The following is a 23292-nucleotide window of genomic DNA, read 5'->3' on the forward strand; positions in this document are numbered from 1 at the left end:
CTCACTTATTAAGCCCATGGCCAGGATGAAGACGAAGAGCAGTAGATTAACAGCATGGTGGCAGGCCTGGATCGCCAGACGCCTGCCCGCCAGCACTAAGGTGACCCTGGCCCACCGCAGCATATTTATCCTACCCACGGGTTTTGGCCTCTTCTGGCTGCTGTTTGTGGTCTTGCTGTTTCTTTTTGGCACCAACTATCAGAATAATTTGGTGATCGGGCTTTCTATCTTGCTGCTCAGCCTGTTCAACACCTGCATCATCTACAGCTATCGTAATCTGGCGGGCATGACATTAGAGGCGAAAACCGGGCCCGAGGTCTATGCCGGCGAGACCCTGCTCTATGGCATCTCACTCCATGCCAAACAGGTGCAACATCAGGTGGAACTCAGCTATGATAAGACCCAGGTACAGACCATAGACAGGGTAGATGATAAGCCCCAAGAAGCGCTGATCCCCCTGAGCAACAACCAACGAGGCTGGATCGCTCCCGGCCGCCTCAAGGTAGAAAGCCGCTATCCGCTGGGGCTTTGCCGGGCCTGGTCCCATGTGGATCTCGCCAATGCGCAGATCGCCTTCGCCCAGCCCAAGGCGGGCCAATATGAGCTCAGCGCCGAGCAGCAAGGCGACGATCATCAGGCGAAGGATATGGGTAAGAGCGTCATAGGCGTCGAGGAGTTTCGCGGCCTCAAGCCCTTCGTCACCGGCGAGTCGCTCAATCAGATCGCCTGGAAACAGCTGGCCCAGGGCCGCGGCATGCTCACCAAAGAGTTTGAGCAGCCCCAGAGTGCACCACAATGGCTGACCTTAGACACAAACGCACCGATAGAGGAGCAACTTAGCATGCTGACCTGGGCGGCAGATAGGCTTGCTGCCAAGGGACAGGTCTTCGGCCTCAAGCTACCGAACAAAACATTAGCGCCCGCCAGCGGCGAGCAACACAGACGTTTAGTGCTCGCCACTCTCGCCGTCTATCCTGTCGCCGTCTATCCTGAGCATCTGGAGAGTCCCCATGGCCGATAGCAAGAGCGAAAACATCGGCCGTCAAAGCCTGCTCTGGTTGCTGCTGGTTAACCTCTGCGTGCTTGCGCCCCTCTACGATAAGATGACCCCCTGGAGCATGGCCATCTGCGCCATCTGCCTCCTATGGCGGGTGGGGATCTTTGCCGGTAAGGTGGCCAAGCCACCGAGATACCTGGTCACCACATTGGCGATCGCCTCCGCTGTCACTCTCGCCTTAGTCACGACGCAAATAGGCCTGCTTAACGGTTTGATCAATTTGCTGATCTTGGGCTATGCCCTTAAGTATATCGAGATGCGCGACAGACGCGACGTGCGCGCCGTGGTGCTGGTGGGCTTCTTCCTCATCGCAGTCACCCTAATCGAGAAGCAGAGCCTCTGGTTTACCCTGCAACTGACACTGGTCGCCACCATTAACATCTGTGTGCTGGTCAGCCTCTATCTTAATGCCAGCTCCATTCGCCGCACCGCCAAGCTTGGTGCCAAAATCATGCTGCAGAGCCTGCCATTGGCGATTGTATTGTTTATGGTGCTGCCCAGACTGCCACCACTCTGGCTTGTGCCTAACCCCAAGAATGCCACCACAGGACTCAGTGACGAGCTCTCTTTCGGCGATATCGGCAAGCTGACCCGCTCCAGCGCCCTGGCCTATCGCGTCACCTTCGATAACCGCCGTCCTGCCAACAATCAGCTCTATTGGCGCGCCCTGGTGCTGGATCACTATGATGGCAAGACCTGGACCCAAGACCCAGGCATCAAGACGCTGCAACGACAACTCACAGTGTCAAACGCTCGCCCTAGCCCCAAAGGCACCTCGATAAATTATGAGGTGATCGCAGAGCCGAGTTACCAAAACTGGCTCTTCGGCCTAGATCTCGCCTACACCAATACCAGGGAGATCCTTGAGCTGCCAGATGGCCGCCTCTACGCCAAGGCGCCCCTGAGTCAAAAATACCAGTATCGAGTCTCCTCCTATCCAGAGGCGAAACTGGATCCTCGTCTGTCACCTGAGCTTAGACGCCGCAACCTGCAGTTACCCCCAAATTCCAATCCAAGATCTCAGACTCTGGGGCTTGAGTTGAAACGCGACTACCCGCAACCCGAGCGGCGCCTTAACGCCATCATGACGTTGTTTAACGAGTCGCCCTATTTCTATACCCTGGAGCCGCCTAGGGTCGGCCCACAGCAGATCGATGACTTTCTGTTTGAGAATCGCGCCGGTTTCTGCGCCCACTACGCCAGTGCCATGGTGTTTCTCGCCCGCCAATCAGGCCTGCCAGCCCGCATGGTCACGGGTTATCAGGGCGGAGAGTGGAATCAGGCCGGCGGTTACCTCAGCGTCTATCAATATATGGCCCACGCCTGGGTCGAGGTCTGGCTCGAGGGCAAGGGCTGGACCCGCTATGACCCCACCGCCATGATCGCCCCCGAGCGGGTCGAGGCAGGCTTCGATGCCATGTTCTCCCCCGAGCAGAGCTATCTGATCAACAACCCCTTTAGCAGCCTGAGGCTGCGTCAGTATCCCCTGCTCAATAACTTGCGCATGTCCCTGGCGAGCATAGATTACTACTGGAGCAAGTGGGTACTGGGCTTCGATGAAGAGAGACAAAGCCAGCTGCTCAAGGAACTGCTGGGCGAGATCAACGCCACCAAGCTGGCGATCTTCATCATCGCCTCCTTCAGCGTCATCGCCCTGTTTATCGCCTACAGCGTTGGCCTGCTGCGCTTTACTCGCCATCCGGATCCTGTCGTCGCGGGTTTTGAGCAGATAGGCGCCATGCTGGCCAAACGCGGCCTGCCCCGTGCTCAGGGTGAGTCGGTCGATGCCTATCAAACGCGAGTACTCGCCGCCGCGCCCGAGCTGAGCGAGCCCATGACACGATACACCACAAGTTATATGACCCTTAAATATCGCGCCCCCTCACCAAAAGCCAGCAAGCAGCTTAAGCGCCAGCTGAAACAGGATCTGCGCCTCCTGCGCCTGGCTATCCTCAGGCTCAAGGGCAACTTAGCTACCAGCGAAAACACAGATTAGTGGCCACATAAATACAAATTAGTTCGATAACGTCAGGATGCTTGTTCAGGTGTTGTTGATGCAGGCTAATCCTCAAGCAAAGCCATTGAAAATGTGTGAAAAATAAGCATAAACTGGGCTAACATATCGAATTACGCCGTTATTATACGGCGAGCATTGGCCGGATAACCCAGATGTCCTAGAATGGCCACAGAACAACGAAATGGATAAGTGATCTCATGCTGTATTTGGTGCAATCGAATCGAATGGAAGCTTTGGCAGAGCTGCTCGCCAACGAGCTACAGACGCCCCTGCCGGGTCAGTCGCCGCTGAGCAATGAGCAGATCTTGGTCCAAAGCCCCGGCATGTCCACCTGGCTCAGGCTCGCCATCGCCAAGCAAAATCAGGTCGCGGCGGCGCTGGAGTTCCCCCTGCCGTCGAGTTTTATCTGGCAACTCTGCCACCAGCTGCTGCCGGATGTTCCCAAGGAGAACGCCTTTACCAAACCGGCGATGACCTGGAAGCTGATGGAGCTGCTGCCAGGCCTCCTGTCTCAGGAGGTGTTTACCCCGCTGGCAAACTATCTGAAAGACGATGCCATACTCACAGACAGCGCGGCGCCGCACTCGTTAAAACTGTTTCAGCTTTGCAGCCAGATAGCCGACATCTTCGACCAATATCTGGTCTATCGCCCCGACTGGATCTTGGCTTGGGAACAGGGTGAGGATCGACTGCCCCCCAAGGAGCGTCCGCTAGCGGCCAACCAGCAGTGGCAAAGCCTGCTGTGGCGCGAACTTATCCACTACAATCATCATACGCTGAACCAGAGCCGCTATCACAGGGCGAACCTGCACCAGGCGCTATTTGATGCCTTAAGCGATCCCCAGTGCGATCTTAGCAAGTTGCCGCCGCGCCTGTTTGTCTTTGGTATCTCCTCCATGGCGCCGCAGACCCTGGAAGTACTCTACTTTTTGGCCAAACGGATCGATGTGGTGATGCTCAACTTAAGCCCCTGCCAACACTATTGGGGCGACATAGTAGATCCTAAGCTCAGGGCGCGAATGGCGCTGCAATATGGCGACAAGCAGCAACTCGCCATCGATTGGGAGAGTAAGCTCGAGGTGGGTAATCCCCTGCTGGCCAACAACGGTAAGATGGGCCGCGAGCTGTTAGACCTTATCTTGGAACTGCCGGAAAACGATACCAACTTCAACTTCGAGTGCTATCAAGACCCAGGCTCAAACACCCTGCTCCACGGCGTGCAGCAAGATATCTTGGAGCTTTGCACCCGGGGCGAAACCCTAGGACCGGACGCCGAACTCTATCTCACCACCAAAGGCAGACGAGTACTTAAGATTGACGATGATTCCCTGACCCTCAGAAGCTGTCACAGCCCACTGCGGGAGCTTGAGACCCTGCACGATCATCTGCTGGAGCAGTTGTCGCAATCGGATGGTCTCGCCCCCAAAGATATCGTGGTGATGATGCCAGATGTGGCGGCCTACGCGCCCTACATAGATGCGGTATTTGCCTCCAAGCGCGGTGATCATTTTATCCCTTACGCTATCGCCGATCGCGGCGCGGCCCAGGAATCACCGCTGATCAACAGCTTCCTGCACCTGCTAGATCTCAACAAGAGCCGCTTCGCCCTGACGGACATCTTAGGCATACTCGAGGTGCCCGCCGTGATGCGCCGATTCGACCTGGACGATGATGATCTCCTGCTTATCCGCCGCTGGCTGGAGCAGGCGGGCGTGCGCTGGGGACGGGATGAGCACAGCCGTCAGGCGCAGCAGCTGCCTGCCTTCGAACACAACTCCTGGGCCTTTGGTATCAAGCGATTGATCTTGGGCTATAGCTTCAGCGATGAGGCCCCCATCTATCATGACAGCCTGGCCCTCCCCGGTGTCGAGGGGCAGTCTGCCCAGGCTCTGGGTAAACTGCTTAATTTTATCGAGGCAATCGACGAGTTTAACCTGGCGCTTGGCGAGCATTGCCCCTTAAGCGTGCGCATCACTCAGTTGCAATCACTGGTGGAGACCTTCTACGACTGTGTCGATGAGGAGCTGAGTCAGAAACAGGAGCTTTTACAGGCAATCACCCGTCTGGATGAGGAGCTCACCGCCACACAGTATCAGAGCGAACTCGAACTTGAGGTGATGCAGAACTGGTTTACCCGTCACCTCACCGAGTCCCGAGTGGGACAGCGCTACCTGGCCGGTAGCGTCAACTTCTGTACCCTGATGCCGATGCGCTCCATCCCCTTTAAGCTGGTCTGTCTGCTGGGCATGAACGATGGCGTCTACCCCAGGGTACAGCACCCAGTCGGCTTCGACCTGGTAGCGCAAGAAGGGCCACGTAAGGGCGACCGTTCCCGCAGGCTGGATGACAGATACCTGTTCCTCGAGGCGCTGCTCTCTGCCAGAGAGCAGCTCTACATCAGCTATATCGGCCATAGCGAGCGGGATAACAGTGAGCGCATCCCCTCTATGCTGGCGTCCGAGCTCATCGAATACTGTCAGCTCTGCTATTTGCCGGAAAATTGTGCCCACCTGCTGAACGGGGCTAATGCAGATGACACAAGCACAGCAGATATTGCAAAAATCGAGCAGGCCATCTTAGACCAGCTAATCATCACCATGCCGCTACAACCCTTCGATGAACGCCTCTATCTGGCAGACGAGTCTGAAGGCGCAGAGTCTGAAGGCGCAAATAGTGAGCCAAGACGTCTTCGCCAGAGCTATAGCGAGCAGTGGTGCCCTAGCGCCCTTACTGAGCAGGATAAGCAGCACGACGGGGAGCAGGGTGCCAAGCCAGCAAGTGCTGGTCATTTCATCGAGGCGCCGCTGAATCTGGTCGCCGATGAAGATAAGGGCGAGCCGCTTGAGCTCTCGGCGCTGATCCGTTTCTACCGCAATCCGGCGCAGTATTTCTTCAATCGCACCCTCAAGCTGGATCTTAATCTCAGCATACAGGCGGATGAAAATGATGAGCCCTTCGCCCTCAATCCCCTGTCTCGCTATCAGCTGCAATCGACCCTGATAGAAGATGCGGTCAAATCCGGCGATGAGCGGCCATCGAGTGAGTTGCTAGAGCGCTTGCGGCTCTCGGGGCAGTTGCCCCTTGCCCCCTTTGATGATCTCCTGCTTAAACAGTATCAGCACGATATTCGCGCCTTGGTCGGTCGCACCCTCTATCTACAGGGAGAGAGCAGCCATACCCAGGATATCGACCTGCTGTTGAGCGATAGCGCCGCTACGGCTCTGGTTGGGCGAATCGACGGCGTCAGCGCCAAGGGGCTGGTCAACTACCGTCCGGGAACGGCAAACGCAAGGGATCTGATCCGCGTCTATCTGCGTCATCTTTGTCTTAACGCTAGTCTTAACACCTGTCTTAACGCCAGCCTCAAAACCAGTCTTAGCGACAATACCAACATGGAAAGCCATGAAGCAACGCCCTGGCAGCGCCACAGCTATCTGCTCGATATCGGCCATTTCCACGCCTTCGCGCCGATAACGCCCGAGCAGGCGCTCAATCAGCTCTCGCTCTGGGCCGAGCATTATCATCAGGGGCAGAGCCAGCCCCTGCCCTTCATGCCAAGAACCGCCTTTGCCTATGTCGAGGCCGAGGGTGATCATATAGAGAAGCTGATCGCCGCCCAGCCACAATGGCTGGATGAACAATCTAACCTGGGCGAAGGACAGGAGGCTCACTATCAGCGGCTGTTTGCTTTCCCCGATGACTTTAGCGAGACAGGCTTTGGCACCATCGCCAGCACGCTGCTCTCACCCATGCTGAGTCTCTATCACAAGGCGCCGCTGAGCGAGTTGGCCGATTTCGTGGAGGGCCAATAAGATGGCGACACAGACACTGGATCCCCTAAGCCTGCCGCTGTCGGGTACTCGGCTCATCGAGGCCAGCGCGGGTACCGGCAAGACCTACACCATCGCCGGACTCTATGTGCGCTTATTATTGGGCGATAGCCAGCGCGCGCCGCTAAGCTGCGAGCAGATCCTGGTGGTGACCTTTACCAACGCCGCCACCCAGGAGCTTAGGGATCGTATCCGCAAGAAGATCCAGCTGGCCTACCGCGCCTTTCTCGGCATGGAGGTGGATGATCCGCTGATCAACACACTCTATTCTGAGGCTGAGGCCGAGCCCGAGGCGCGAAGCCAGGCGCTGAAGCGCCTGGATCTCGCGCTCAAGTCGCTGGATGAGGCGGCGATTTTTACCATTCATGGTTTCTGTCAGCGCATTCTGTCGGACATGGCGTTCGAATCATCCCTGCTGTTTGAGTCTGAATTTACCCTGGACGACAGCGAGTACTTGCACCATGCGGTGCGCGACTTCTGGCGAGAGGCCTGCTATCCGCTGCCCGGCTATCTGGCGCAGATCATCAGCAACAAGTTTAGCGATCCAGACAGCCTGACCAAGCAGCTAAGGCCGCTACTCGGCGCCAATCAGGCCAGCGTCTCGCCGACACCCGAAGCCTTCAGTCAGGTATCGGAGCGCCTGAGTCAGAGCCTTTCGAGACTCAGGCTTATCTGGCCGCGCGAGCGCGAAGCCACTCTTGAGCTGCTCAAGACGCTGCCGCTCAACGGCACCCGCTTTGGCAAGAAAGATCAGGGCTATCCCAAGCTAGAGACCTTGTTCGCCGCCATGGATAACTGGGCGGCTCAGCCGCTCTCCCTGCCCGACAGCAAGGTACTAGGGGCCTTGGCCTTAGGCGACCTCAAGCTCAACAAGGGCGGCGAGATCCCAACGCCGGAGCAGGCGCCGCTGCTTGCCCATATAGAGCGCGTCACAGAAACCATAGACACCTTAGTGCCCAGCTTCCTCTATGGCGCCCGTGATGGGATTAAGCGCCGCTTTGCGGCGCAGAAACAGCTTAAGAATCTGCGCACGCCAGACGATCTGCTGATCGCCCTGGCCGATGCCCTGAGCGAAGAAACCGACCAGGAGCAGGCGCTGGCACGGGCCATCGCCAAGCGTTTCCCTATCGCCCTTATCGATGAGTTTCAGGACACAGATCCGCTGCAATATCAGATCTTCAGCCGCATCTATCAAGGCCAGCAGGTCTCGACCGATAGCGACCTCGGGCTTCTGATGATTGGCGATCCTAAACAGGCGATCTACGCCTTTCGCGGCGCCGATATCCACACCTATATCCATGCCAGGGGCCAGACGGAAAACCACTACAGCCTGGACACCAACTACCGCTCCAGCCAGGCCATGGTCGAGGCGGTCAATCAGCTGTTCTCAAGGAGCGACGATCCCTTTATCAGCCAGGCGATCCCCTTTGAGCTCATCAAGCCATCGCCCAAGGCGGCAGAGAAGCGCCTGGTCGAGAAGGTATCCCAAACGAGCGCGCTACGGCTTAAGCTACTCGGCGAAGATCCCAACGCCGGGCTCAATAAGGCCAGCGCCCGCAGCCAGTTGGCCGAAGATGCCGCCAACGAGATAGCCAGGCTGCTCAACGAGGCCCAGCGCGGCGAGTGTCTGAAACAGAATAAGCCACTCAAGGCAAAAGATATCGCGGTGCTTGTCAGGGATCGCAACGAGGCCGCCTATATCAAATCGGCGCTGAGTGCCCGGGGGATAGGCGCCGTCTTTCTCAGCCGCGACAGCGTATTCGATACCCTGGTGGCCAAGGAACTCGCCCTGGTGCTACTTGCCATCGCCAATCCCAAAGATGAGCGCGCGCTGCGAAGCGCCATGGCCACAGCCCTGCTGGGCTATGATGCCCAGGCGATCCATGCCTTTAACCTGGATGAAGATGTGCGTCAGCAGCAGCTCGAGGCCTTCGACAACCTGCATCACACCTGGCTCAAGCGCGGGATCATGCCCTGCATGATGGCCTTGGCGGCCGATACCCACCTCATCGAGCGTCTGCTGACTGCAGATGAGGGGCAGCGCCGCCTGACCGATTTCAGGCACCTCGGTGAACTGCTGCAACAAAAAGCGATGGAGCTCGACGGCATCAGCGCCCTGCTCAACTGGTATCAGCAGACGCTGATCGAGGTAAGCAGCACGGAAGAGGCCCAGCTCAGGCTGGAGAGCGAGCAGAATCTGGTACAGATAGTCACCATACACAAGAGTAAGGGACTGGAATATCCCATCTGTTTCCTGCCCTTCGTCAGCCTGGCCAGAGACAATCGCCGCAAACCGGCGCCCATGCTCTACCACGAGCAAGACGCCCTGGTGTGGGATATCGACCAGAGCGACGAGGGCTGGGCCAAATACAAGGCGGAGAATCTCGCCGAAGATCTGCGCCTTCTCTATGTGGCGCTCACCCGCCCGGTGCTCGCCTGCTACTGCTATGTCGCCAACCATTCGCGCTTTACCAAGCGTGACGGCATCAGCAGCCAGTTGTTCGAGACTGCCATAGGTTACCTTTTGGGCATAGAGACCAAGGCCTGCGAGTTTGCCGACATTCAGGCCGCCGCCCAGGCACTGGCGAGCGAGGCGATCTCGGTCGATTTGGTGGAAAGCGACGCGCCCAAACTAGACTTTGACCCTATCGACACTACCGATGCCGTCAAGCTGGCGCCGCGGCCACTTAGCCGCAGGCGCGAGATCCCCTGGCGGGTGGGCAGCTACTCTGGCCTGGTGAAACACTCGGCTCACGAACAGATCAGCCCAGGTATGGGTGATGAGGCCTTTCCCGAACTTGAGCAGTTAGCTCCCGACAGCGAGCAGCTGTCACGGTTCAGCTTCGAGCGCGGCGCCAACGCGGGGAGTTTCCTCCACTGGGTGCTAGAGCAGATAGACTTTACCCAGGCCGATACCAGTCTAGGCGATGAGCTGCCCAAGGCAATGGAGCGCTTCGGTATCGATAGCGAGTGGCAAGATATGCTGCATGCCTGGTATCTGGATCTGCTGCATGTGCCGCTCGATGGTGATGCGCTGCGTCTTGCGAGCCTAAGCCAGGCACAGAAACTGGTGGAGATGGAGTTTTACATGCCCATAGGCAAGCTCGATGCACCTGGGCTTAATCAGCTGCTGAGGCAGTATGGCTATAGCGCCGCACTGAATTTCGAGACCCTCGAGGGGATGCTCAAGGGCTTTATCGACTTAACCTTCGAATACCAGGGCAAGTTCTATATCGCCGACTATAAGTCCAATCATCTGGGGGATCACCTGAGTCACTATGAAAAGCCCGCCATGCTGCGGGCCATCGCAGGTCACCACTATGACCTGCAATACATCATCTATAGCCTGGCGCTGCATCGCTACCTCAAGCTACGCCTGCCCGGCTACCAGTATAACCAGCATGTGGGCGGCTGCTACTACCTCTTCCTTAGGGGCATGTCGGCCGACTCACCGAGTACCGGCGTCTATTACGACAAGCCTCCCCTTGGGCTGATCCAGGCCCTAGACACCCTGCTTAGCGAGGCAGAAACCAGCAAATCTCAAGCTGAGTCTCAAGCTGAGCCTGAGTCGCACTCGCCAACAGACAGGCAATCTGACATGCCATCAGGCCCAGCACAAGGAGAGCTAGACCTATGATCCAGCTAGCACAGCCACTTAGCCAGCTGCTTAAGCACTGGCAGCAGGAGGGACTGCTGACCCCATTGGATCGCCACTTTGCGCTGCAGATGCAAGCCCTACATAGCGATGGCGACGATCTCTTTACCCTGATCTGCGCCCTGCTCAGCCGTCAATTGTCTCAGCAACACACCTGTCTGCCCCTGACCCAGATAGACAGGAATAACCCGCTACATGAACAGCAGCCTCAGTGTCAGCTTGAGCTGTCACCCCAGGCACTGGCCGAGCAGTTGACTCAATATCAAGCCATTAGCCCGGCCGATGGTGAGCTAAACACCCCCTTGATCCTCGATGGCGACAGGCTCTACCTGCAGCGTTACTACCAGTTTGAGACTCAGGTGGCCGAACGTCTCACTCGCCTCAATCAGCCCATCAAAGTTGCCGCGCCAGACAAGGTAGCCAGCATACTGAATATTCTGTTTGCCGGTCAGGCCGAGAAGCCCGATTGGCAGAGGGTAGCCACCGCCACCGCCTTTAGCCAGAAGCTGGCGGTGATCACCGGCGGACCTGGCACGGGCAAGACCACGACTGTGACCAAGCTGTTACTGCTGCTCTGCCTGGAGCAGCAACTCACCATCAAGTTGGTGGCGCCAACGGGTAAGGCGGCCGCGCGCCTTAGCGAATCGATCAAGGCCTCCAAGGCGAGGCTGGCCCAGGAGCTGGCGCCCTATGGTGATGAGTTAGATCTTGAGCAACTTAAGCAGGTGCCCGAAGAGGCGGCCACCCTGCACCGTCTGCTGGGGGTGATCCCCGGCTCCCACAGATTCAGGCACCATAAGGACAATCCTCTCAGGCTAGATCTCTTGATCCTCGATGAGGCCTCCATGGTGGATCTGCCCATGATGCACAAGCTGCTGGCCGCGCTGCCGGAGCATGCCAGGCTCATTTTGCTTGGCGATCAGGACCAGCTCGCCTCGGTCGAGGCCGGCGCCGTGCTGGCTGATATCTGCGCCGGGCTCAAGCAAGCAGAAGCTCAGAGCATTGCCTCTATGAACATTGGCTCTCTGAACATTGGCTCTCTGAACGCTGAGATTCAGCAAGCAAATGGCTGGCGCATGCGCTACTCACAAGAGAAGGCAGCACTCCTGAGTCAGTTAACCAAGGAAGATCTCAGCGCCTATATCGATGCGCGCCCGGCACTGGGCGATAGTCTGGCCATGCTGATGCACAGCCACAGATTTAAGGGCGATGCCGGTATCGGCCAACTAGCAGGCGCCGTCAACCGCCGCGATCTGACGGGCATATTAAGTGTCTGGCAGAGAGGATACGAAGAGCTTAGCTGGCTTGAGCATCAACTCTCGCCCCAGGGCGACGCCGGACTCAAGGCCTTGATGGCACAGAGCGTCTACAAATATCGCCCTTATCTTGACTTGGTTTGTCACCTGGCCAACAAAGAGCAGGCTCAAGAAGTAGATAAAGAGGCAGATCAACAACTGGATCTGGACGAAATCGCCAACCAGATCATCACTCGCTTCAACGACTACCGTATCCTCTGCGCCATGCGCGCCGGCGAATATGGCGTCGAGGGGATCAATGCGGCGGTCACCCAGGCACTGAAGGATGCCCAGCTGATCCAGCCATCCAGCGAATTTTACGCTGGACGCCCTATCATCATTCAGAGTAACGACTATAACCTTGGGCTGTTTAACGGTGATATCGGGGTGATCCTGCCAGGCCACGGCCCCAGCCACCGCCTGATGGCCTATTTCGTTCAGGCCGATGGCAGCCTGCTCAAGGTGCTGCCCGCCCGCCTGCCGAGCCACGAGACCTGTTACGCCATGACGGTGCATAAGAGTCAGGGCAGCGAGTTTCAGCAGGTCGCCTTCGTCTTGCCGCCAAGGCCTAGCGTCGCCCAGCGTCAGTTGCTCACCAAGGAGTTGGTCTACACCGCCATCACCCGCGCCAAGGGACACTTTAGCTGTCTTGGCAGCCAGGCGGTGTTCGAGGCGGCCTGCAGCCAGGCGACCCTTAGGGCCTCGGGTCTGGCCCAGAGGTTGTGGCCGGCATGAGTCAAACCTTGTTCCAGCTGCTCAACCAGCGCCAGAGTGCCCATCCGAGGGCATTAGTGGTGGGTAACGGCATCAATCGCTATCGCCCTAGCAGTCAAAGTGACGAGCAAGCAACCAGCATCAACGCCTGGGATAAGATGCTCCTCAGCCTTTGGCGTGCCCACCAGGGCGATGAGGTAGCAAGCATCCCGGCTGGCATCGCCCTCACCGAGTTTTATGATGCGCTGGATCTCATCAGTAGTCAGCCCAACACGCAGCTACAGAAAGCGTTCTGTAACCTGATGGCCAGCTGGCAACCCCAGCGTCAACACCAACGAATGATTGCCTGGGCAGCGGCGAACAACACGCCTGTGCTGACCACCAACTTCGAACAGACCCTGGCGAAAAGTCACCAACTTAAGCTACATCATCTGCAGGCCAAACATTTTACCGACTTCTACCCCTGGTCCAGCTACTTCGCTAGCGCGCCCATCGCCTCGCCCACAGCGGAATTTGCCATCTGGCACATTAACGGCATGCAGAGATATGCCCGCAGCGTGCGCCTGGGACTGAGCCATTACATGGGGGCGGTAGACAGGGCCAGGGATATTCTGCATCAGGGCCATCTGGGTGGAGGCTTTAAAAAGGCGCTAAAGGCGCATTGGCGCGGTAACAGCACCTGGCTCAATATCTTGCTGCATAACGAACTGGTGTTTATAGGACTCGGGCTTGAAAGCAACGAGATCTTTCTGCGCTGGTTGCTCATCGAGCGCGCCAAGCTGTATAAGGCTTTTCCCGAGCGCAGACGCGCGGCCTACTATGTTTATGCCGGTGAGCCCATCTCCCAGGGACAAGCGCTGTTTCTTGAGGCGGTAGGGGTAACTGTGCTGGCGCAAACCGGTTATGATGCGCTCTATGAGGCGCCTTGGGCCGAGCGTTAAGGCGCCACAGATAATGATTTCGGCCACAAATTGCCCGGTCAGACATTAAGCTTTCTTTAAGCTGCATCCAGGACTTGCATAAAAAAATCAGCACGTCATAGTGAGCATGGAAAACGATACTGAGTCGAAAACGGAGACCCGATGAATCCGATCAACCTTTTACTTTTATGCGGTGGTGGCGGCGATGAACACGCCATCTCCCTGCTGTCGGCCAACTACTTCGAGACCTCGCTGGCGAAACTTCCCCACCTAAATGTGCTGCGGGTCGAACTCGATGCCAAGGGACAATATCAGACCAAATCAGGTGAGCGTTGTGAGCTGACCAACCGCCGCGAGATCCGCTTCGAAGATGAAAGCCTGGCGCCCTGGCCGGTGGATTATGTGATCCCCTGTATTCATGGCTACCCTGGCGAGACCGGCGACATTCAGTCCTATTTCGAACTCATAAACCTGCCCTATTTCGGCTGTGACGCCGAGGGCTCGCGCAACTGTTTCAACAAGATCACCGCCAAGATGTGGTTTAGCGCTCTGGGGATCCCTAACACCCCTTACCTCTTCCTGAATCAACTGGACGAGCAGGCAATTACCCAGACCACAGATGCCCTGGCCAAGTGGGGCTCAGTATTCGTAAAGGCCGCCTCACAGGGCTCATCGGTTGGCTGTTACCGGGTCGATGACGCGGCGCAGATCCCGGCCATTCTGGCCGATGCATTTCGCTATTCTCCTTATGTGGTGGTGGAGAAGACCATTCAGGCGCGTGAACTGGAAGTCGCCGTCTATCAATATCGCGGCGAGACAGTCGCCACCCTGCCTGGCGAGGTGATCTGCGCCGGTGGCACCTTCTACACCTATGATGAGAAGTATGCTGCCGACAGTAAGGCCACCACTAAGGTCGTGGCTGAAGTCAGCGATGAGGTAGCCGAGCAGATCCGCGCCTATGCGGTAAAGGTATTCGATGGCATGAAGCTTAGACACCTGTCGCGCATCGATTTCTTCCTCACGCCAGAGGGCGAGATCTTACTCAACGAGATCAACACCTTCCCGGGCCTAACGCCGATATCTATGTTCCCTAAGATGCTGGCTAACCATGGCGATGATTTTAGCCAATACCTGAACGAAGCCATTCTGACCGGGCTTAATCGCTGAACCTGAAAGGTGAACGTTAGCCATTAAAAAAGGGAGCCTGGGCTCCCTTTTTTTATTCGATGCTGCGCTCTAAAGCGCTGCACTTAGCCATTCATTTAGGCGTCTAGCAGCCTTGAAGTTGAGATCTCAATCTTGCGCGGCTTTAGTGCCTCGGGGATCTCACGCTGCAGATCGATATTGAGCAGGCCGTTTTCAAGGTCGGCGCCAATCACAGTCACATAATCGGCCAGCTGGAAGGTGCGCTCAAAACCGCGCTCAGCGATGCCTTGGTACAGGTATTTGCGCTCGCTCTCCTGCTCCGCCTTGGTGCCTTTCACCACTAGCTTGTCGCCTTCGCTAGTGATATCTAATTCTTCCATCGCAAAGCCGGCCACCGCCATGGTGATGCGATAGCGATTCTCGCTCAGCAGCTCTATGTTGTATGGGGGATAACCCGAATTACCCTTGTTCGATGCAGCATGCTCGGCAAGCTGGGCTAAACGATCGAATCCAATGGCACTACGGTATAGAGGGGTTAAATCATAATTACGCATAGGTATATCCTTTTATTAAGCAATATAGAGGTTAGTGGCCGACAATAATTCACACGATATGATTCGAATAAATTGCGCCGCGCCTTTTAGTGATATCACCGGGCAGCCCAAAGGCACTGCCATAACAAGATCAACATCTTGGGTAACATCAGGGGCCTCGATGAGCGCCCCATACTCACTATATGTGGATAGGCATTTATGATTTCAAGGAAGAAATTTAAAAAATTTTTCTGCGCTTATGAATGGGCGAATACACAAGCTGATCACCCAGAAATTGCACCAGAAATCGAATCAGAGCGTGGATCAGAGAATGGCCCAGAGAATCACCAAGAGAATGACCCGGCTAATTCCTCTCGTAAATTAACTTACTCCGACTTAGATGAATGTGAAAAATCTTGGACATAAAAAAGGCAGCCCTGAGGCTGCCCTTTGTGTCGCTTAATCCTGCTTATTGAGCAGTGATCTGACAACCTTCAACACTTTCAGAGTTTTCGTAAACGATGTCGCCTACTGGGTTGTAGTCGGCCGCTACGATAGTGCCTGCATCCTTGAAGAAGGTGTACAGTACTTCGGCATCAACATAACCAGTTTGTACTGGGTTTAGCTTAGGATAGCCGTCACCACCTGCCGCGTTGTAGCTAGGTACTGTCATGGTGTAAGAGCCAGTCGCGCTGTACTCTTTACCGTTAACTTCGCTGATGGCCACTGTCTTAGCCGCACAGTCAACCGTCATCTTAACGCCAGTGATCTGAGCGTAAGCGCCTGCACCAATCTGTAGGCTAGCCACTTCACCCAGGTAAGCGCTAAGCTCTTCACCTGTCATGGTGCTTAGGGTCACCATGTTACCGAAAGGCTGTACTGTCAGTACGTCGCGGTAAGAGATGTCACCGGCTTCGATTGACGCACGAACACCACCAGAGTTCATCACGCCCACATCGGCCGCAACCTTGGTACGCTGTGCATCGGCGATCAGACGACCCAGGTTAGTCTGCATGTAACGAACGTTTGCACGCTCACCGTCTAGCAAACCATCGGTAGAAGCAATCACTTCGTCCAATTGGCCTTGACCACGCTCTTGATAGTAAGAAAGCATCTCTTTCAGTGCAGCATCTGCCTCGATCGCTTCACCTACCAGTACTTTAGTCTCGTTACCTTGCTCATCTTTTACTTTCTTCACTAGGTTAACTGGAACCAACTTGTAGTTAGCCAGATGCAGTTCACCGTTGAAGTATTCAAAATCGGCACGACCAACATACTTACCCCACTCGTGAGCTTGCATGATGTAAGTACCGTTTTGCTGATCAGGTGTACACTCGTCGCCCGGTGCGAAGTCAGCATACTCGCCGCCTTCCATACAAACTGGGTTTTGTGAGTGACCACCGATCACAGCCTGAAGTTGACCTTGCTCAAGCGCCTTGGCCAAAGCCACGTCGCCAGGTGCGTTGCTGCCGTGTTCGCCGTTCGCATAGTGACCCATGTGAGTCGTTGCGAAGATAAGATCGGCTGCCTTAGCGTCTTTGATCTCTTTGATCACCTTAACGATCTCTTCTTTAGGATCGGTGAACTTAAGACCTGAGATAAATTCTGGGTTACCCAGCTTAGCCGTGTCTTCGGTGGTTAGACCGATAACAGCAATCTTGATGCCGTTAACATCGAATACCTTGTAGGCTTCGAAGTAGCGAGTGCCATCTTCTTTGTAGATGTTAGCCGCTAGCATTGGGAAGTTAGCGATAGAACGCTGTGAATCCAGTACCGCCAATGGGTTATCAAATTCGTGGTTACCGACCGCCATAGCGTCATAACCGATATCGTTCATACCAAGGAAATCTGGCAGTGCGTCTTGCAGATCAGACTCAGGTACACCTGTGTTGATATCACCACCAGAAAGTAGCAGCGTTTCGCCGCCATTGGCCGCCACTTCGGCGCGGATCTTTTCGATCAGCGTCTTACGTGCCGCCATACCATATTCGCCGTCTTTGTTTTCCCAGAAACGACCATGGTTATCATTGGTGTGCAGTACGGTAAATTTGGTGCAAGCAGTGCCAGCTTCAGCACATGTTGTTGGCGCCTTGTCGTCATCGCTGCTGTTACAACCAGCAAGTGCTGCCAATACAGCGGTAGCGACTAATCCTTTTAAAAGCTTATTTGTCATTACATCAACCCCTAGATTATCTTTTTTATTAACCATCATATTTTTTGATAGCGAACGTCATAATCTCGCCGCGAAATATAATAGCAAACAATATCTAGGAAATGTGGCATTTTTATGAACAAACATAGGGCAAATGTTTATTTTAAAAGCGTTTTACGCCTTTCATTGTTTCACCATCAGAACAAGGTAAAAATGAATCGCGAGACCTATCGATAAATTAAAACGGCCATAGATATCGATTTCCCATCTATTTTATTAACTTGCATCTGTTTTCTAAAAAATGAGGATACTCCCATTAAACAAACAAGCTCTAGCGTACCTAGATCACAAAACCGGTAAAAATTTCACACTAGATCAACTTTATCTAAAGCAGTAAAACGTAATACAGCACAAATCGATGCTTTTTTAGCCGCAAAGGTCGCCATTTATCGGTAATTGTTAACTTATGGTTACGGAAAAATGATCAGGCTGTACCCGCCAATTGATTGACGTGATATCCATCACACTCTTGCAAGCATAAAAAAGAGGCGCCAACTGGCGCCCCTCGCTTATTGTAATAATCCTGTTTCAGAGCAGGCAGGTAATAGCCAGGTAAACAGGTAGCCTATTCGCTCAGACGCGCCTTAAGCCACTGACCTATCTCCTGAAGCTGATTTGGCAACACACTATGGCCCATAGGATAGGTATGCCACTCGCTGGAATAACCCGCCTTAGAAATCAGATCATAGGCCGCGCGTCCAAGTGCCAATGGCACCACCTCATCCTGCTCACCGTGTTGTTGCAGCAGCGGCGTATTACGATTGGCCTCGCTCAAGTTATCGGGCATGGCATGGCCCGTCGGCAGATAGCAAGATAGTGCCATGATCCCCGCCAGACGCTTAGGAAAACGTAGCCCAGTAAACAAGCTCATCACCCCGCCTTGACTGAAACCGGCCAGGACTATTTTATCGCTCGGCACGCCAGAGGCGATCTGCTCCTCGATCAACGCGCTAATCGCCAGCTCAGAGGCCAAGACGCCAGCCATGTCGGCGCGATTGTCTACATCCATCCCCTTGATGTCATACCAGGCGGGCATCACATACCCCTGGTTGATGGTCACCGGCATGTTTGGCGCATGGGGAAAGATGAAGCGCACACCGAGTTCATCGGGCAGACCCAGAAGTGGCACCACAGGGGCAAAACCGGCACCGGAATCGCCAAGACCATGCAACCAGATCACGCAGGCGCGGCACTGGGATTGAGGTTCTATGGTGATCCTCTCTAACGGCTGTTGAGACATAGGGTTTCCTTTATTACTCTTCATTAGGTGTTTATGTGCGGCCGATCATATCAGGAAGCCTAATTCCACCCAACTATAGTCCACCCAACTATTCGATAAAGTCGAATAAAAAACGCCAGTTTTCGCGTTTTTTATCCGCTTAGGCGACTGTTACACTGCACTTAACGAGTTAGAAAAGCGAGGCAGACACAGATGGGATTACTTCAAGGTGGCCAATGGGTCGATAAATGGTATGACACTGACAAGAGCAAGGGCGCGTTTGAGCGGGAAGACGCCGCCTTTCGCCGCTGGATAAAGGCGCCAAGCGCAGATGAGCCTGAGCCCGAATTTAAAGCCGAGTCGGGTCGCTACCATCTCTATGTCTCTCTCGCCTGTCCCTGGGCACACAGAACCCTTATCTTTCGCGAGCTGAAGTCTTTGCAGGCCCATATCGGCGTCACCGTCGTCGAGCCCCATATGCTGAGCAACGGTTGGGAGTTTAGTGGCCCCAAGCAGAGTGAGAGCGCCCAGCATATAGAGGGTAGTGAGATCGACAGGCTAAACGGCAAAGATTATCTCTACCAGATCTATCAACTGGCCAAGCCAGACTACAGCGGTAGAGTGACAGTGCCCGTGCTGTGGGACAAGCAGACCCGAACCATAGTCAGTAACGAGTCGTCGGAGATCATCCGCATGTTTAACAGCGCCTTTAACGAGATCATCGGCAATCATCTCGACTTCTACCCCGCCGCCCATAGCGAGGAGATAGATGAGATCAATCACTGGATCTATCACAAGATCAATAACGGGGTATACAGAGCCGGTTTTGCCACCACACAGGCGGCCTATGAGCAGGCTTTCGATGAACTGTTTGACGCCTTAGACACCTTAGAGACTCGTCTTAGCCAGCAGCGCTATCTAGTGGGCGACCAAATTACCGAAGCCGACTGGCGCTTGTTTACCACACTCGTGCGTTTCGATGCCGTCTATGTGGGTCACTTCAAGACCAATCGCAATCGCATCGCTGACATGCCGGCAATCCAGGCCTACCTGAAGGAGTTATACCAACACCCTGGAGTCGCCAAGACGGTCAACTTTGAGCATATCAAGCAGCACTACTACTTCAGCCATGGCCAGATCAATCCGACGCGCGTGGTTCCCAAGGGGCCCAGTTTAGATCTCGACTCGCCCCACGGCCGCGACAAACTTGGCCACAATTAGCCCTGCTTAGACGCGACATGCTTAGCCGGGACTTGCTTAGACGAGACTTGCTTATTCGCCACAAGCATGGCCGTTAACGGGCGGCATGGGCAGCAACTGATGAAGTAGAAATCAAACGCAGCTAGGCGATATCGACACCGAGACACTCGGCGATATCGCCTAGCTGGTTTGCATCGTCTAAGATGAGGTGCCAACGCACCGCGCCCGCATCGGCCACCATGATGTTGCCCGCACTGAGTAGGCGTAGATCATCGGCCATGGCATAGAGGCTGACACCTGTGGTGAGTTTTACCAGCACCTCATGGGGCGAAACGATTATCCGCCCCCCTGAAAATTCGATGACCACTAGATCTTCCTTCAATTGATATCATACCAATCCTAGTCAATAACTGATCATGCCTTGTTCTCGAACGGTTTCCAACGCGACTTCTGATCACTTACTTACCGTGATTGATATAAAAAGACCCAGGTTCACCCGGGTCTCTATGGTTATTCAGGTATTCGCCACTAGTCTAGTGGCCGTGACCATTCTAGTGGTGGTGACCGCCGACGCCATGGGCGTGACCGTGGGCGATCTCTTCGGCAGTCGCCTCGCGCGCGTCGACAACCTCAAGATCGAAGGTCAGTTCGCGGCCAGCCAGAGGATGGTTGATATCCACGGTCGCCATAAACTTACCCACCTTGAGTACGGTCACCTGGCGCTGGCCCTGGTCTGTGCTCACGATGGCACGCATGCCAGGCTTCCACACTTTCGCGCCTTGCAGATGCTTGATAGACACGCGCTGTTCGCCGTTTTCGTTACGTACGCCATAGGTTTCTTCCGGTGGCAGGGTCACAGAAAACTTCTCGCCCACAGCCTTACCTTCCATCGCCTTCTCGACGCCAGGCATCATGTTGTCATGCCCATGTAGGTAGGCAATAGGATCTAATCCTTCGTTGGTTTCGAGCACTTCACCTGCTTCATCGCGTAAGGTGTAGTTAAACTGCACGACCATATCGTCTTTAATGCTCATCAAGCGTCCTTAGTTAGTCTCTTTTCATCAAGTGGGCGAAGCTTAGCAAAACTTCCCCCGGGGCGCTACGCCTGTTATGCCTTGGCGCCAGGCACTATGGCCAGATGCTCTATCTCGCTTAAGATGGCGTGATTCTTAAGCGCCAGCTGACAGACGCCGCTGCGGATCTGATGCTGAGCCGAGCAGTCTACGCTCCACTGGCGCAGCAAATAACCGGCTAAGGCGGCGCGGCAACTGAGCACCAACTCCCCCTCGCTCATCTGATAGTCCAGCGCGATCGCCTCGGGATGCTTCAGGCTAGGATGGGGGATCAACACCAGAGAGACCAGCTTCTGCCAGTAGCTATCCTTATCTTGCAGCTCATGATCGAAGGGTTCGGTAGCGCTCTGAGTCACCGCCTTGAAGCGGGTCACCACAAAGTCGGTAAACACTTGATGGGTGCGGTCGAAACAGCGCACATGCCAGCGCTGTCCGTTATTCACCAGGGTGTGCGGCACCAGCTCTCTTTGAGTCTCCCCCGATGAAACAGACACATAGGTCACGGCTATCGCCTGCTTATGGGCGATAGCCCGCATCACGGCGGCGATAATATTGGTATCGGGATGAATAAGCTGCACCGCATCCAGACAGACGCTACTTGGCGTCACCGGATGGGATAGCCCGTCGCCGAAGCCATTGGCCAATCCATGGAGGATCGCCTCGGGATCATGGTCAAACAGGGGGGTAAACTCGGCGCGCCTATGGTAACGCTTGGTCTGATGCACCAGCTCCATGTTGTGGGGCGCCAACTCGCGGTAGCTGGCGAAATCCCGGGTCGCCGCCGCCAGGCCTGTGGCGAATTTGGCGATCAAGTCCTGGCGCGATACCTGGCCAAAATACTGCAAACTAAAGTCGATAAACGCCAGACGTTGCCGCTGGGCAAATGACAAACTCTCCATCGCATCCATATTGCTACCTTATGTGGCCACTCGTTAGTTATTACAATTTGGCCGAGCAAACTGCCCGGCCAAAATCTTAAGCTAATGTAATTCTTAGCGAGATGCAATCATAATGGTTAGCACTATTTGATGCCCAGGGCGCTGAAGGTCTCATCGCTTGGAAAACCATCGGCCACCAGGCCAACACTGCGCTGAAAGGCCTGCAGGCCGACGCGGGAGTTGACCCCAAGCACCCCATCAGGCTTACCCACCTCATAGCCCTTCTCGTTGAGTTTGGTCTGCAACTGCTTGAGCTTGGCGCGGCTGATGTTGTCATGTTTCGGCGGCGCTACATGCAGGCGCGCACCACCATTGATGCGATCGGCCAGATGCCCGACGGCGATGGCGTAAAACTCTGAGCGGTTCCAGCGCATGATCACATCGAAGTTGCCATAACCTAAGAATGCCGGGCCCGTATGCCCTGCCGGTAGATAGAGGGCGGCTTGCATGTCGGGGGTCGACAGCGCGCGGCCATTGGCCTGAGTGATCCCTAAACCGGCCCAGGTCGTTAAACTTTGTTTATCGTTACGCCCAAGGTGGCGATAATCATAATCCTTTGGCAGGGAGACCTCGCGGCCCCAGCGCTCGTTGCGCACCCACCCGAGATTATTCAAGAAGTTAGCTGCACTCGACAGGGCGTCCTGGGTGCTATTGAACAGATCGGCCTTGCCGTCACCATCGGCGTCCACCGCGTACTTGGCATAGGCCGAGGGCATAAACTGAGTGTGCCCCATGGCGCCGGCCCAGGAGCCTTGCATCTGGGCGTTATCAAATTGGTAGGCCTCTTTAAGCTTCAACGCCTGAATCAATTCGCCGGTGAAATAGTCGCTACGTCTCGGATCGCAGGCAAGGGTTGTCAGGGAGTCGATCACTGGCATCTTGCCTTTATAGGAGCCGAAATTGGTTTCCAGTCCCCAGAAGGCCACCAGATACTGGGGCGGAATGCCATATTCCTGCTGCAACTTATACAGAAGCTGGCCATGCTGCTTAAGCAGACGCCTGCCCTCCTGAACCCGCCAGTCGGTAACCCGCTTGGAGAAATAGTTGTCGAAAGTCTGACTAAATTCCGGCTGCTTCTTATCCAGCTCAATCACCCTGGTAACAAACTTCACCTGACCCAGCCCCTCTTCTACCGTCTTGCTCGACACCCCGGCGGCCAGCGCCTTCTGTTTGAGTGCACTGACACAGGTATCGAAATCTTGGGCGAGCACGCTAAGGCTTGGCAAGCCGGTTGCCAGGATCAGGGATGCAAAGGTGAGCAATTTTTTCAAAATAGAGACTCCAAAAGAAAACGGCTAAAAAAATAAGAAACTTAATGATCTGCAGCCAGCGAGAAACCAGACCTTCCCCAGACATGATAACGACTCGGGACACTTATACTAAATGATTTATGATTAATTATTCGAACTAAGACCAGTTTGTCCCGTGAGCGGATAAATAGTGGGCTGATCGGGTCACCTAGCGCTTGGCTCGTTAGCCACAT

At 55.1% G+C, this 23292-nt stretch carries 15 protein-coding genes; 8 read left to right on the forward strand and 7 right to left on the reverse strand.

The features are described from left to right. Nucleotides 1-25 precede the first annotated feature (25 nt). The 7 genes from K0I31_RS11145 (at nucleotide 26) to K0I31_RS11175 (ending at nucleotide 14655) form a co-directional block, all read left to right on the forward strand. A complete protein-coding gene (locus tag K0I31_RS11145) occupies nucleotides 26-1021 on the forward strand; it encodes a DUF58 domain-containing protein (RefSeq protein ID WP_258406479.1) in 996 nt (331 codons plus the stop codon). Next, nucleotides 1011-3053: a transglutaminase TgpA family protein gene (locus K0I31_RS11150; RefSeq protein WP_220078414.1), complete on the forward strand. Its 2043-nt coding sequence runs from the start codon at nucleotides 1011-1013 to the stop codon at nucleotides 3051-3053. The genes K0I31_RS11145 and K0I31_RS11150 overlap by 11 nt, the downstream gene beginning before the upstream one ends. Before the next feature lie 218 nt (nucleotides 3054-3271). Further along, entirely contained in the window at nucleotides 3272-6886 is a 3615-nt protein-coding gene (gene recC, locus K0I31_RS11155; RefSeq protein WP_220078415.1) for an exodeoxyribonuclease V subunit gamma, read from the forward strand. A gap of 1 nt (nucleotide 6887) precedes the next feature. Beyond that, on the forward strand, nucleotides 6888-10541 hold the full coding sequence (recB, locus tag K0I31_RS11160) for an exodeoxyribonuclease V subunit beta (protein ID WP_220078416.1): 3654 nt from the start codon (nucleotides 6888-6890) through the stop codon (nucleotides 10539-10541). Next, on the forward strand, nucleotides 10538-12589 hold the full coding sequence (gene recD, locus K0I31_RS11165; RefSeq protein ID WP_220078417.1) for an exodeoxyribonuclease V subunit alpha: 2052 nt from the start codon (nucleotides 10538-10540) through the stop codon (nucleotides 12587-12589). Before recB ends, recD begins: the two co-directional genes overlap by 4 nt. Beyond that, on the forward strand, nucleotides 12586-13509 hold the full coding sequence (locus tag K0I31_RS11170; protein WP_220078418.1) for an SIR2 family protein: 924 nt from the start codon (nucleotides 12586-12588) through the stop codon (nucleotides 13507-13509). Before recD ends, K0I31_RS11170 begins: the two co-directional genes overlap by 4 nt. Nucleotides 13510-13650: 141 nt before the next feature. Then, complete coding sequence (locus tag K0I31_RS11175; RefSeq protein WP_220078419.1) at nucleotides 13651-14655, forward strand: D-alanine--D-alanine ligase; 1005 nt, start codon at nucleotides 13651-13653, stop codon at nucleotides 14653-14655. Between the two features lie 95 nt (nucleotides 14656-14750). Here the strand turns inward: K0I31_RS11175 and K0I31_RS11180 are convergent, their stop codons facing one another. The 3 genes from K0I31_RS11180 to K0I31_RS11190 form a co-directional block, all read right to left on the reverse strand. Continuing rightward, nucleotides 14751-15188 (reverse strand): Hsp20 family protein, encoded by a 438-nt coding sequence (locus K0I31_RS11180; protein WP_011865932.1) that lies wholly within the window; start codon nucleotides 15186-15188, stop codon nucleotides 14751-14753. Nucleotides 15189-15636: 448 nt separating this feature from the next. Beyond that, complete coding sequence (gene ushA / locus K0I31_RS11185) at nucleotides 15637-17340, reverse strand: bifunctional UDP-sugar hydrolase/5'-nucleotidase UshA (protein WP_011865933.1); 1704 nt, start codon at nucleotides 17338-17340, stop codon at nucleotides 15637-15639. A gap of 604 nt (nucleotides 17341-17944) precedes the next feature. Beyond that, complete coding sequence (locus tag K0I31_RS11190) at nucleotides 17945-18619, reverse strand: alpha/beta hydrolase (protein ID WP_220078420.1); 675 nt, start codon at nucleotides 18617-18619, stop codon at nucleotides 17945-17947. 192 nt (nucleotides 18620-18811) lie between these two features. On the opposite strand from K0I31_RS11190, the gene K0I31_RS11195 reads away from it, so the two are divergent. Further along, the gene (locus K0I31_RS11195; RefSeq protein WP_220078421.1) at nucleotides 18812-19819 is read left to right on the forward strand and encodes a glutathione S-transferase family protein; all 1008 of its coding nucleotides are present in this window, start codon (nucleotides 18812-18814) and stop codon (nucleotides 19817-19819) included. Nucleotides 19820-19940: 121 nt separating this feature from the next. Here the strand turns inward: K0I31_RS11195 and K0I31_RS11200 are convergent, their stop codons facing one another. The 4 genes from K0I31_RS11200 to K0I31_RS11215 all read right to left on the reverse strand — a co-directional run bounded on the left by K0I31_RS11200 (nucleotide 19941) and on the right by K0I31_RS11215 (nucleotide 23080). Then, nucleotides 19941-20165 (reverse strand): DUF3389 family protein, encoded by a 225-nt coding sequence (locus K0I31_RS11200; RefSeq protein ID WP_220078422.1) that lies wholly within the window; start codon nucleotides 20163-20165, stop codon nucleotides 19941-19943. A 184-nt stretch (nucleotides 20166-20349) separates the two neighbouring features. Next, on the reverse strand, nucleotides 20350-20832 hold the full coding sequence (locus K0I31_RS11205; protein ID WP_011865937.1) for an FKBP-type peptidyl-prolyl cis-trans isomerase: 483 nt from the start codon (nucleotides 20830-20832) through the stop codon (nucleotides 20350-20352). 74 nt (nucleotides 20833-20906) lie between these two features. After that, nucleotides 20907-21779 carry a WYL domain-containing protein gene (locus K0I31_RS11210; RefSeq protein WP_220078423.1) on the reverse strand — a complete coding sequence of 291 codons (873 nt, stop codon included), beginning with the start codon at nucleotides 21777-21779 and terminating at the stop codon, nucleotides 20907-20909. Between the two features lie 113 nt (nucleotides 21780-21892). Beyond that, nucleotides 21893-23080: a lytic murein transglycosylase gene (locus tag K0I31_RS11215; RefSeq protein WP_220078424.1), complete on the reverse strand. Its 1188-nt coding sequence runs from the start codon at nucleotides 23078-23080 to the stop codon at nucleotides 21893-21895. Nucleotides 23081-23292 lie beyond the last annotated feature (212 nt).

Origin of the sequence: Shewanella spartinae (assembly GCF_019457555.1) — a bacterium.
GTDB lineage: Bacteria > Pseudomonadota > Gammaproteobacteria > Enterobacterales > Shewanellaceae > Shewanella > Shewanella loihica.

Bases quoted from the DNA above. Each gene is read 5' to 3' on its own strand.
- recD (WP_220078417.1), top strand. From the start codon at position 10,538: ATGATCCAGCTAGCACAGCCACTTAGCCAGCTGCTTAAGCACTGGCAG.
- K0I31_RS11180 (WP_011865932.1), bottom strand. From the start codon at position 15,188: ATGCGTAATTATGATTTAACCCCTCTATACCGTAGTGCCATTGGATTC.
- recB (WP_220078416.1), top strand. From the start codon at position 6,888: ATGGCGACACAGACACTGGATCCCCTAAGCCTGCCGCTGTCGGGTACT.
- K0I31_RS11195 (WP_220078421.1), top strand. From the start codon at position 18,812: ATGGGATTACTTCAAGGTGGCCAATGGGTCGATAAATGGTATGACACT.
- K0I31_RS11190 (WP_220078420.1), bottom strand. From the start codon at position 18,619: ATGTCTCAACAGCCGTTAGAGAGGATCACCATAGAACCTCAATCCCAG.
- K0I31_RS11145 (WP_258406479.1), top strand. From the start codon at position 26: ATGAAGACGAAGAGCAGTAGATTAACAGCATGGTGGCAGGCCTGGATC.
- recC (WP_220078415.1), top strand. From the start codon at position 3,272: ATGCTGTATTTGGTGCAATCGAATCGAATGGAAGCTTTGGCAGAGCTG.
- K0I31_RS11175 (WP_220078419.1), top strand. From the start codon at position 13,651: ATGAATCCGATCAACCTTTTACTTTTATGCGGTGGTGGCGGCGATGAA.
- K0I31_RS11205 (WP_011865937.1), bottom strand. From the start codon at position 20,832: ATGAGCATTAAAGACGATATGGTCGTGCAGTTTAACTACACCTTACGC.
- ushA (WP_011865933.1), bottom strand. From the start codon at position 17,340: ATGACAAATAAGCTTTTAAAAGGATTAGTCGCTACCGCTGTATTGGCA.
- K0I31_RS11170 (WP_220078418.1), top strand. From the start codon at position 12,586: ATGAGTCAAACCTTGTTCCAGCTGCTCAACCAGCGCCAGAGTGCCCAT.
- K0I31_RS11150 (WP_220078414.1), top strand. From the start codon at position 1,011: ATGGCCGATAGCAAGAGCGAAAACATCGGCCGTCAAAGCCTGCTCTGG.
- K0I31_RS11210 (WP_220078423.1), bottom strand. From the start codon at position 21,779: ATGGATGCGATGGAGAGTTTGTCATTTGCCCAGCGGCAACGTCTGGCG.